A 9,878-nucleotide genomic window follows, 5' to 3' on the forward strand; every position below is an offset into this window, starting at 1 on the left:
GGCTTTGCGCATAAAAAAGGCTGTGTCAGCGTTTTGACACAACCTCTTCTTATAAAAGAGATTGAGAGAATTTTAGTCAACAACGGTGATATGGTTGTTGCTAAATACATTCAATTCCAGCTTGTTCATGATGTATTGAATAGCTAACTGCGCTTTCACGGAGTTGCCCGAACCATCCAAAGGAGGAGCAAATGCGGCAATACCGAACTGTCCGGGCAGTACGCCCATCACACCGCCACCTACACCTGTTTTTGCAGGAATACCGGAAGTGTACATCCAGTCGCCGGTATGTTCGTAGAAACCTACGGCGGCAATCATGGCAGTGATTTTAGGAGCCAGGACGGCATCAAAAACTTCTTTTTTAGTCACAGGGTTCACACCACCGTTGGCGATTGTACCGGCTGCGATGGAAAGCTGCAATGCGGTAACTCCCAATGAACACTGGCGGGTGTAAAGGTCTAATGACATATCCGGGTCATCATAAATCCGGTTGTAATTCTTCAATAGCCATGCGATAGAACGGTTGTTGAAGTTGGTGTCCGATTCCGACTTGTACAATTCATCAATCAGTTGCGGGGCACTGCCGCATAGGTCTGTCACATTTCCTACGATGGCATCCCATTTCTTGGCAGAGTCACCGATAGGTTGTACCATACTACAGGCGGAGATGGCTCCGGCATTTACCAGTGGGGTAGACGGATGATCGTTCTCCAACAAGATAGCGATGATTGAATTGAAGGGCAAGCCTGTTGCGTCGGCTCCAATCTTGTCCAGAATCTCTTTAGCACCGTATTGACGCAGTGCCAGGATAGCCGTATGTACTTTGGATACGGATTCTATACCGAAGCGATAGTCAGTATCTCCCACATGGATGGTCTGCCCGTTGAGCAGGCAGACACTGATTCCAAAGAGATCCTTGTTGACATTTGCCAGATAAGGAATATAGTCGGCATTCTTGCCGCCGGTATTGGCCTTTACCTGATCGTATGCCTCCTGTACCACTTCTTTCAATTGAGCGAGTGTTACTTTTTTATCCATAGATCATTTTATTTTTTTACGGTTTTACGACGACCACCGTGGTTGAACATCTTGGCTTCTACCGGAAGATTCTTTTCTTGAGCCATACGGGTAGGAGTTGGATATTCCAGTTTTTCCAGTTCGGCGATGGCATTGTTGATGTCGCCCAGAAGCATATCTGCCATGTCACGGCTGAATCCCTGACGAACAACGACACGCATCACTACATAATCTTCCAGTTTAGAAGGCAATGTATAAGCAGGAACCATCCAACCATGTTGAGATAGTTTGTCTTGCAAATCATACAAAGTCCATTTGGCGCTCTTTGCATATTCCGGTTTCAGATACCAGATGAATAGCGGGTTCACAACATCTTCTGAGTAGTTAACGAACGGAACCATCTTGGCTATTTCACTATGGATATATTTGGCAATTTGCAGGGAGTTGTACTGCACTTCTTTGTAACCCTGGAATCCTAAGCGGATGAATTGATAATATTGTCCCAGAATTTGTGCGGCCGGACGAGAGAAGTTCAAACCTACCTGTGTAATGTTGGCGCCCAGATAGTTGACGCTGAATGACATTTCTTCGGGCAGATATTCTTTGCCTTTCCAACAAACCCATCCGAGTCCCGGATATACCAAACCAAACTTGTGGCCGGATACGCTGATAGAAAGTACCCATTTCAAACGGAAGTCCCATTTCTTTTCCGGATACAGGAACGGAAGGATGAAACCACCACTGGCGGCATCTACGTGGATAGGAATGTCATAACCGGTCTTGGCATTGTAAGCATCCAGAGCTTTATCCAATGCTTCGACATCATCATTCAGTCCAGTCCATGTAACACCTTGAATCGGTACGATACAGATGGTGTTTTCATCACACATTTTCAAAGCTTCTTCGGGGTCAAGAGTGGTTTTTTCAAGCGTCAAAGGCACTTCACGCATTTCAATCTGCCACAACTGTGCAAACTTTTCCCAAACAACCTGGAAACCTGTAGAAATAACAAAGTTTGGTTTATCAAATGGTTTGCCCTGTGCTTGTCTTTTCTTACGCCAACGCAACCAGGCAGCTACACCACCCAACATACATGCTTCTGAAGAACCGATAGCCAAAGCACCTGTTTTCCAGGTATCTTTTTCAGGAGAGTTCCACAAGTTGGCAACGATGTTGATACATTTACCGTTCATCACAGCGATACGCGGATATTCTGTTTCATCAATGTAGTTGATGTTGATGGCCTCATTCATCAGCTTGGTTGCATATTCGTCCATATAAGTGGTAACGAAAGTAGCCAGATTCAAACGGGGCTGAGTTTGAGCAAATGTTTCATCTTTCACCATTTGATAGGCGACTTCAGGAGTAGTAGGTCCATCAGGTATTTTCTCTACCGGAGAGGGTTGTAACATTCTGTCTGAACCAAATACATCGGTTTTTGCATCACCTTTTCTGAAATTTAAATCTTCCATACTAATTTGTTTTTTTAAAGGTTTAGGGCGATGGGGATTTTCCCCGTCGAATTTCCCACAACAACAGCAGATAGGTTTGAAAGTTTCCCGGTTTTACATTATTTGGCGTTTATTAAGGAGGAGGACGCCCTTATTGAAGCGGAGCTTTTGTGATTTAGCGGAAAAGCTTATGATCGTACTAGTTTTGAACTAATTTCGGGCTTGTGCAGATTTATTTTTGATGCCTAATGGGTTTATGTATGATGAATATTAAATCATCGCATATTACCAATTAAATTTTAGAAGAACTAAGATTAGTTCATTCCCACACGGTTATGAATCAATTGATATTTTAGCAAATAAGTATTGAAACGCAGATTAACGCAGATTTTCGCAGATTATTAGAAGGCTGCGCCATGTTTGAGAACTTTTTTATTCTTTGCGAAAATCTGCGTTAATCTGCGTTTCAATAAATGTTCATTTGGCTCATTTCGGTGCATATTTGAACTTTATAAAGCAACTATTGTTTTCTTCAAACCTAAACTTTTAACGAATAAGCATTATGAAGATACAGACGGGACGGGGAACAATTCCTCTTATTACTTTAATTGCCATCTGGTCTATTTCGGCATTGACTTCATTGCCGGGACTGGCTGTTTCACCTATATTGGGTGATCTTACGAAGATATTTCCGAAAGCTACGGATCTGGACATACAGATGTTGACTTCGCTGCCATCACTGCTCATTATTCCTTTTATATTGCTGGGTGGTAAACTGACAGAGAAAGTCGATTATGTCCGTGTATTAAAGGTCGGACTCTGGCTTTTTGCCGCGAGCGGTATTTTGTATCTGATTTCCAATCGAATGTGGCAATTAATTGTGGTAAGTGCTTTGCTCGGTATCGGTTCCGGTCTGATTATCCCTTTATCTACCGGGTTGGTTTCCAGATACTTTGTAGGAATCTATCGGGTGAAACAGTTCGGATTAAGCTCCGCTATTACTAATTTCACATTAGTGATAGCAACTGCCGTAACGGGCTATCTTGCAGAAGTCAGCTGGCATCTGCCTTTCCTGGTCTATCTCCTCCCATTGATTTCCATTCTGCTGGTAGGACATTTAAAAGAAGACCGGACGGGAGAAGTCGCTTTTACACCTTCTTCTTCTGCAGATACTACAAAAGACAACGAATCCTCCGAACAATCTACTTCCATAGATATAGGAGGCAGCAAGTACGGTATTCACATCAAACATCTGATAGAGTTGATGCTCTTCTATGGCGTGATAACATATATCGTGGTAGTGGTGATCTTCAATCTACCTTTCTTAATGGAAAAGCATCACTTCTCCAGTGGCAATTCCGGATTGATGATTTCGCTTTTCTTTCTGGCCATCACTGCTCCGGGTTTTTGCCTGGACAAGATTGTAGCCCTGCTGAAAGGACGTACAAAAGTATACAGCCTCCTGTCTATGGCATTGGGATTGTTGTTAATCTGGATAGCTCCAATCGAATGGCTGATTATTCCCGGATGTATCCTGGTTGGTTTGGGATATGGCATTATTCAACCTATGCTTTATGATAAGACCACCCAGACCGCACTGCCGCAAAAGACCACATTGGCTTTGGCGTTTGTGATGATGATGAATTATCTGGCTATCTTGCTTTATCCCTTTATTGTCGATTTTTTCCAGTGGATATTCCATACCCAATCACAGGAGTTTCCTTTTATCTTTAATCTTCTGATAACTATTGTTACTCTTTTCTGGGCATATCGGCGCCGTAATACCTTTTTGTTTAACGACCAATTAAAATAGAAAATGAAGAATAAGAAACTGGAAGCCAATCTTAGCATGGCTGTCTCGAAAGTATTTAGCGGTTTAAATATGAATGCCTTAAAGTATCTTCTGCCTTTGTGGATGAGTCCATTGACAGGAGCCACGCTCCGTTGCACATTTGCAGCAGCTGCTTTTTGGGTGATCGGGTGGTTTATGCCTCCGGAGAAATCGTCAACCAGAGATAAATGGCTCCTCTTTCTGTTGGGGGCTTTGGGACTTTACGGTTTTATGTTTCTCTATCTGGCCGGATTGAGTAAAACAACTCCTGTCTCCAGTTCCATATTTACCAGTCTCCAGCCTATTTGGGTTTTTCTTATCATGATATTCTTTTATAAGGAGAAGGCGGGCGCTAAAAAAATAATAGGAATTTCTATCGGTCTGATAGGAGCGTTGGTTTGCATCCTAACCCAGCAAAGCGATGATTTAGCCTCTGATGCTTTTACGGGGAATATGCTTTGTCTTCTAAGTTCTGTGGTGTATGCTGTCTATCTGATTCTTAGTCAGCGCATCCTCACGGCCATTGGAGCGATAACGATGTTGCGATATACCTTTTCCGGTGCTGCCGTGTCTGCCATTATAGTCACGTTTATTACAGGATTTGATGCCCCGGTATTCTCCATGCCGTTCCATTGGACGCCTTTCCTTATTCTGATGTTCGTATTGATTTTCCCGACCACTATCAGTTATATGCTGCTGCCTGTCGGTTTGAAATATCTGAAGACGACGGTAGTCGCTATCTATGGTTATTTGATTCTGATTGTGGCGACCATTGCTTCCCTTGCTCTAGGACAAGATCGTTTTAGCTGGACGCAGACATTTGCAATCATTTTTATCTGTATTGGAGTTTACCTGGTTGAAGTGGCCGAAAGTAAAGAAAAGTAAAGAAAAAAGGCATTCCATCACGGAATGCCTTTCATTATTTCATCATCATGTTTTATAGAGAGGAGTTGATTGCTTGCGCTATGGACTTGAATTCTTCATCCGACAATTTCAGTTTCGGATTCGAAAACAACATATCCGATTCCTTTTGAATAGGAATTAAATGAATATGTGCATGGGGTACTTCCAGTCCGATAACAGCTTCGCCTACCTTTTGGCAAGGGAATGCTTTTTTAATGGCACAGGCTACTTGCTTTGCAAACACGTGCATAGCAGCCAGGTCTTCATCGCTCAAATCGAAAATATAGTCTACTTCCTGTTTGGGCACTACCAATGTATGTCCCTTTACCAATGGATTGATATCGAGAAAAGCAAAAAACTTTTCGTTTTCTGCCACCTTGTAGCAGGGGATTTCTCCTGCGATGATTCTACTGAATATTGTTGCCATAACTTTTATTGATAAATTAAGGCAAGCCTCACATGGAGACCTGCCTTTACGTTAAATTGATATGTTTACTACTTCCAGTGCAATTTTACCTTGTGGAACAGTAATTTCTGCTACATCACCCACTTTCTTGCCAAGCAGACCTTGTGCAATCGGGGTGTTAACGGAAATCTTCCCTTCCTTCAGGTTAGCTTCACTTTCGGAAACGATGGTATAAGTCATCTTCATACCGTTCTTTACATTCTTCAGTTCCACTTTATTTAAAATCTGTACAGAATCTGTTTTCAGTTTAGATTCATCAATGATTTTTGCGTCTGCAATGGTAGCTTTCAATTTGTTGATGCGCATTTCAAGCATACCCTGCGCCTCTTTGGCGGCATCGTATTCTGCATTTTCCGACAAGTCTCCTTTATCTCTGGCTTCGGCTATTGCCGCAGAGATCTTCGGGCGTTCCACTGTTTCCAGTTCCTTCAGTTCCGCCATCAGTTTCTTGTAACCTTCTTCTGACATATAAGCCATGATGTTTTCCTCCTTTAATTGTTTTAAATGGTCATATAAACAAAAAAGAATTCCAACATGAGCCATGTTGGAACCCTCTTTTCATTATTTCTTTGCAAAGATAGCCTTTTAAGTGATACGTGTCAAGTGAAAAAAGATGCTATGTAACATATTTAAATGAAATATGCTAAATTATAACAACTTAGAGCAATGACTTGACAGCTGCTTCCAAATCCTTAATGTCTTCGCCACGAAGCTTCAATTCGTTGTTACGATTAATCAAAAAGATAGATGGAGCCTGACGAACATTATATACGGCTACGTTGGTAGAGTAAACTCCGTTTCCATCGCGCACACAGACCCATGGAAGATTATCTGCCGCTGTTTTCCAGTAGTGTTCGTCCGCGTCGAGAGATACTTGGTATATTTCCAGTCCTTGTTTTGCGTATTCATTATATAGTTCGCGAAGCATCAGGTTGTGAGGAGCTCCGGCAGGCGACTGGAATACAGAGAAATCGAGCAAAACGACTTTGCCTTTCAGGTCGGTCAGCTTGCGCACATTTCCTTTCACATCACGCAAGGCAATGTCGATAATACCGGTTTCTACGATTTTGTCCTGTGGAATTTCCAGAGCTTTTGTTTGCGGCTGACGCGTGTTCTTCATTCCTTTGATTACAATATTATAAAGGTTCTTGGAACGTACCGCATGAGGAAACGCATTGTTGAGGCTCGTAGCAACAGCTGCGAAACATTTCACATCGTCTTTATTGTTCAACGGATCGAATATCAGATAATTATTGAGCTTCTGGAACAGGGCAAAGTAAGCTGCAGCCGTGTTGGGAGCAGCAAAAATATAGTTCACTTTGACATCTTCCTTATAGTTGTTGAGCAATGTTGCCAGGCTGTCTTCAAATACATCATGCCCTATTCCGTTGCTGCGCAGGGATGCCAGTAAATTGTCCACCTCTTTTTGAAGGCGAATCTGCTTCAACGTCAGTTCTTTTATCTTATTGCTGTTTTCCGAACCTTCCACCGTATAAGTAGTAGAGAAATCCACATACGGAGCTTTGATTTGAATTGTTTCGATAGAATCTACAGAAAAATTGATGATTTTGTCGTCAATCCGCAAACGGTAAAATTCGGGTGACTCGGGACGAGGCTGCTTGAAACTGAATGTGCCTTCCCCTTTCAGCTTCACTGAATCGAGCGGAACAATACCTTCCAGACCGGAAGCTTCGAGATAAAGCATTTTACCGTCGGCTCCTGATACATCCCCGTTCACCTGGAATTTAGGGCCGGAACTACAAGCAGTAATAGTAAGTGCGGCGAGCGCTGCAAAAGTAACCTTTTTCATATAGTGTGTGTTATTAACGAGATGCAAATATACTTCTTTTCGAGATTAGTCAAAGCATTTTGCTGTGTTCTTCATCCTAATTTTGAAAAAAAATCAGTTCGCCACTAACTTTTTACCTCATTTCCACCTAATTACCACGATAAATGTATATCTTTGCAGGAATTTTGAAAGAAAAAGTATAGATAAAACAATTTTTATGATTAACCCAATTGTTAAGACAATCGAGTTACCTGATGGAAGAACCATCACGCTCGAGACGGGAAAGTTGGCAAAACAGGCAGACGGTTCTGTAATGCTCCGCATGGGAAACACCATGTTGTTAGCTACTGTTTGTGCCGCTAAAGATGCAGTTCCCGGAACAGATTTTATGCCTTTACAGGTAGAGTACAAAGAAAAATTTGCGGCATTCGGCCGTTTTCCCGGTGGTTTCACCAAGCGAGAAGGTAGAGCTTCTGATTATGAGATTCTCACTTGCCGTCTTGTCGACCGTGCTCTCCGTCCTTTATTCCCCGATAATTATCACGCAGAGGTATATGTGAACATCATCCTCTTTTCTGCTGATGGTGTGGATATGCCGGATGCATTGGCAGGACTTGCCGCTTCTGCAGCACTTGCCGTTTCAGATATTCCTTTCAACGGACCGATTTCTGAAGTACGTGTAGCACGTATCGACGGTCAGTTCGTTATCAATCCTACTTTTGAACAACTGGAAAAAGCTGATATGGATCTGATGGTGGCCGCTACTTATGAGAACATCATGATGGTAGAAGGTGAAATGCACGAAGTATCCGAAGCTGAATTGCTGGAAGCAATGAAAGTAGCTCATGAAGCTATCAAGGTTCATTGTAAAGCACAGATGGAGTTGACTGAAGAGGTTGGAAAAACAGTGAAACGTGAATACAACCATGAAGTGAACGACGAAGATTTGCGCAAGGCTGTTCGTGAAGCATGCTACGAAAAAGCTTACGCTGTTGCCGCTTCCGGAAACAATAACAAACACGAACGTTTTGCTGCTTTCGAAGCTATCCGTGAAGAATTCAAAGCTCAATTCTCTGAAGAAGAGTTGGACGAAAAGGGTGCGTTGATCGACCGTTACTACCACGATGTAGAAAAAGAAGCCATGCGCCGTTCTATCCTTGACGAAGGTAAGCGTTTGGATGGTCGTAAGACTACTGAAATCCGCCCGATCTGGTGTGAGGTTGGTCCTCTGCCTGGTCCTCACGGATCTGCTATCTTTACTCGTGGTGAAACACAATCACTGACTTCTGTTACTCTGGGTACCAAACTGGATGAGAAGATCATTGACGATGTTTTGGAACACGGAAAAGAACGTTTCTTATTGCATTATAATTTCCCTCCTTTCTCTACAGGTGAAGCAAAAGCACAACGTGGTGTAGGTCGTCGCGAAATCGGTCACGGTCACTTGGCTTGGCGTGCTTTGAAAGGACAGATTCCTGCTGACTATCCGTATGTAGTACGTGTGGTTTCAGATATTCTCGAATCTAACGGCTCTTCTTCTATGGCTACTGTATGTGCCGGAACATTGGCATTGATGGATGCTGGTGTGAAGATCAAGAAACCGGTATCAGGTATCGCTATGGGATTGATTAAGAATCCGGGCGAAGAAAAATATGCTGTATTGTCTGATATTCTGGGTGACGAAGACCACTTGGGTGATATGGACTTCAAAGTAACAGGAACAAAAGATGGTATTACGGCTACTCAGATGGATATCAAGGTAGACGGTCTGTCTTACGAAATTCTGGAACGTGCTTTGAATCAGGCAAAAGAAGGACGTATGCACATTCTGGGTAAGATTACTGAAACAATCGCTGAACCACGTGCTGACCTGAAAGAACATGCTCCACGCATTGAAACGATGACAATTCCTAAAGAATTTATCGGTGCTGTAATCGGCCCTGGTGGAAAAATCATCCAAGGTATGCAGGAAGAAACCGGTGCTGTGATTACTATCGAAGAAATTGATGGTATGGGACGCATCGAAGTTTCCGGAACAAACAAAAAATGTATTGATAATGCAATGCGCATGATTAAAGCAATCGTTGCTGTTCCTGAAGTGGGCGAAGTTTATAAAGGTAAAGTTCGTTCTATTATGCCTTACGGTGCATTCATCGAATTCTTGCCGGGCAAGGATGGTTTGCTGCACATCTCTGAAATTGATTGGAAGCGTCTGGAAACAGTAGAAGAAGCTGGAATTAAGGAAGGTGATGAAATCGAAGTAAAACTGATTGATGTTGACCAGAAAACTGGTAAATTCAAACTTTCAAGAAAAGTGTTGATGCCAAGACCAGAAAAGAAATAAGAACGCGATAGCGTCTATATATAAAGAAGAGGTTGTGTCAAAACGTTGGCACAACCTCTTTTATATTTTACAGTTCT

Annotated in this window: 8 protein-coding genes; 3 read left to right on the forward strand and 5 right to left on the reverse strand. The window is 42.6% G+C overall.

Annotated elements, in window-relative coordinates:
* Nucleotides 1-72 precede the first annotated feature (72 nt).
* Complete coding sequence (glsA, locus tag DWZ47_RS29435; RefSeq protein WP_004311933.1) at nucleotides 73-1,038, reverse strand: glutaminase A; 966 nt, start codon at nucleotides 1,036-1,038, stop codon at nucleotides 73-75.
* 8 nt (nucleotides 1,039-1,046) lie between these two features.
* Nucleotides 1,047-2,489: a glutamate decarboxylase gene (locus DWZ47_RS29440; protein ID WP_004311934.1), complete on the reverse strand. Its 1,443-nt coding sequence runs from the start codon at nucleotides 2,487-2,489 to the stop codon at nucleotides 1,047-1,049.
* 541 nt (nucleotides 2,490-3,030) lie between these two features.
* On the opposite strand from DWZ47_RS29440, the gene DWZ47_RS29445 reads away from it, so the two are divergent.
* Together DWZ47_RS29445 and DWZ47_RS29450 are read left to right on the forward strand one after the other, a co-directional pair.
* Nucleotides 3,031-4,281 (forward strand): MFS transporter, encoded by a 1,251-nt coding sequence (locus DWZ47_RS29445; RefSeq protein ID WP_117515620.1) that lies wholly within the window; start codon nucleotides 3,031-3,033, stop codon nucleotides 4,279-4,281.
* A 3-nt stretch (nucleotides 4,282-4,284) separates the two neighbouring features.
* The gene (locus DWZ47_RS29450; RefSeq protein WP_004296266.1) at nucleotides 4,285-5,184 is read left to right on the forward strand and encodes a DMT family transporter; all 900 of its coding nucleotides are present in this window, start codon (nucleotides 4,285-4,287) and stop codon (nucleotides 5,182-5,184) included.
* Nucleotides 5,185-5,236: 52 nt separating this feature from the next.
* On the opposite strand, the gene DWZ47_RS29455 is transcribed toward DWZ47_RS29450, so the two are convergent.
* From DWZ47_RS29455 to DWZ47_RS29465, 3 genes are all read right to left on the reverse strand, one after another.
* Nucleotides 5,237-5,629: an HIT family protein gene (locus DWZ47_RS29455; protein WP_004311936.1), complete on the reverse strand. Its 393-nt coding sequence runs from the start codon at nucleotides 5,627-5,629 to the stop codon at nucleotides 5,237-5,239.
* A gap of 51 nt (nucleotides 5,630-5,680) precedes the next feature.
* Nucleotides 5,681-6,145 (reverse strand): transcription elongation factor GreA, encoded by a 465-nt coding sequence (gene greA, locus DWZ47_RS29460; protein WP_032811363.1) that lies wholly within the window; start codon nucleotides 6,143-6,145, stop codon nucleotides 5,681-5,683.
* A 181-nt stretch (nucleotides 6,146-6,326) separates the two neighbouring features.
* Complete coding sequence (locus tag DWZ47_RS29465) at nucleotides 6,327-7,478, reverse strand: DUF4369 domain-containing protein (RefSeq protein ID WP_117515622.1); 1,152 nt, start codon at nucleotides 7,476-7,478, stop codon at nucleotides 6,327-6,329.
* A gap of 196 nt (nucleotides 7,479-7,674) precedes the next feature.
* Here DWZ47_RS29465 and pnp point away from each other — a divergent pair, with 196 nt between their 5' ends.
* On the forward strand, nucleotides 7,675-9,801 hold the full coding sequence (pnp, locus tag DWZ47_RS29470; protein WP_004323285.1) for a polyribonucleotide nucleotidyltransferase: 2,127 nt from the start codon (nucleotides 7,675-7,677) through the stop codon (nucleotides 9,799-9,801).
* Nucleotides 9,802-9,878 lie beyond the last annotated feature (77 nt).

Source organism: Bacteroides sp. AF32-8BH (genome assembly GCF_003435205.1).
GTDB lineage: Bacteria > Bacteroidota > Bacteroidia > Bacteroidales > Bacteroidaceae > Bacteroides > Bacteroides ovatus.

Bases quoted from the DNA above. Each gene is read 5' to 3' on its own strand.
- DWZ47_RS29450 (WP_004296266.1), top strand. From the start codon at position 4,285: ATGAAGAATAAGAAACTGGAAGCCAATCTTAGCATGGCTGTCTCGAAA.
- DWZ47_RS29455 (WP_004311936.1), bottom strand. From the start codon at position 5,629: ATGGCAACAATATTCAGTAGAATCATCGCAGGAGAAATCCCCTGCTAC.
- pnp (WP_004323285.1), top strand. From the start codon at position 7,675: ATGATTAACCCAATTGTTAAGACAATCGAGTTACCTGATGGAAGAACC.
- DWZ47_RS29465 (WP_117515622.1), bottom strand. From the start codon at position 7,478: ATGAAAAAGGTTACTTTTGCAGCGCTCGCCGCACTTACTATTACTGCT.
- DWZ47_RS29440 (WP_004311934.1), bottom strand. From the start codon at position 2,489: ATGGAAGATTTAAATTTCAGAAAAGGTGATGCAAAAACCGATGTATTT.
- greA (WP_032811363.1), bottom strand. From the start codon at position 6,145: ATGGCTTATATGTCAGAAGAAGGTTACAAGAAACTGATGGCGGAACTG.
- DWZ47_RS29445 (WP_117515620.1), top strand. From the start codon at position 3,031: ATGAAGATACAGACGGGACGGGGAACAATTCCTCTTATTACTTTAATT.
- glsA (WP_004311933.1), bottom strand. From the start codon at position 1,038: ATGGATAAAAAAGTAACACTCGCTCAATTGAAAGAAGTGGTACAGGAG.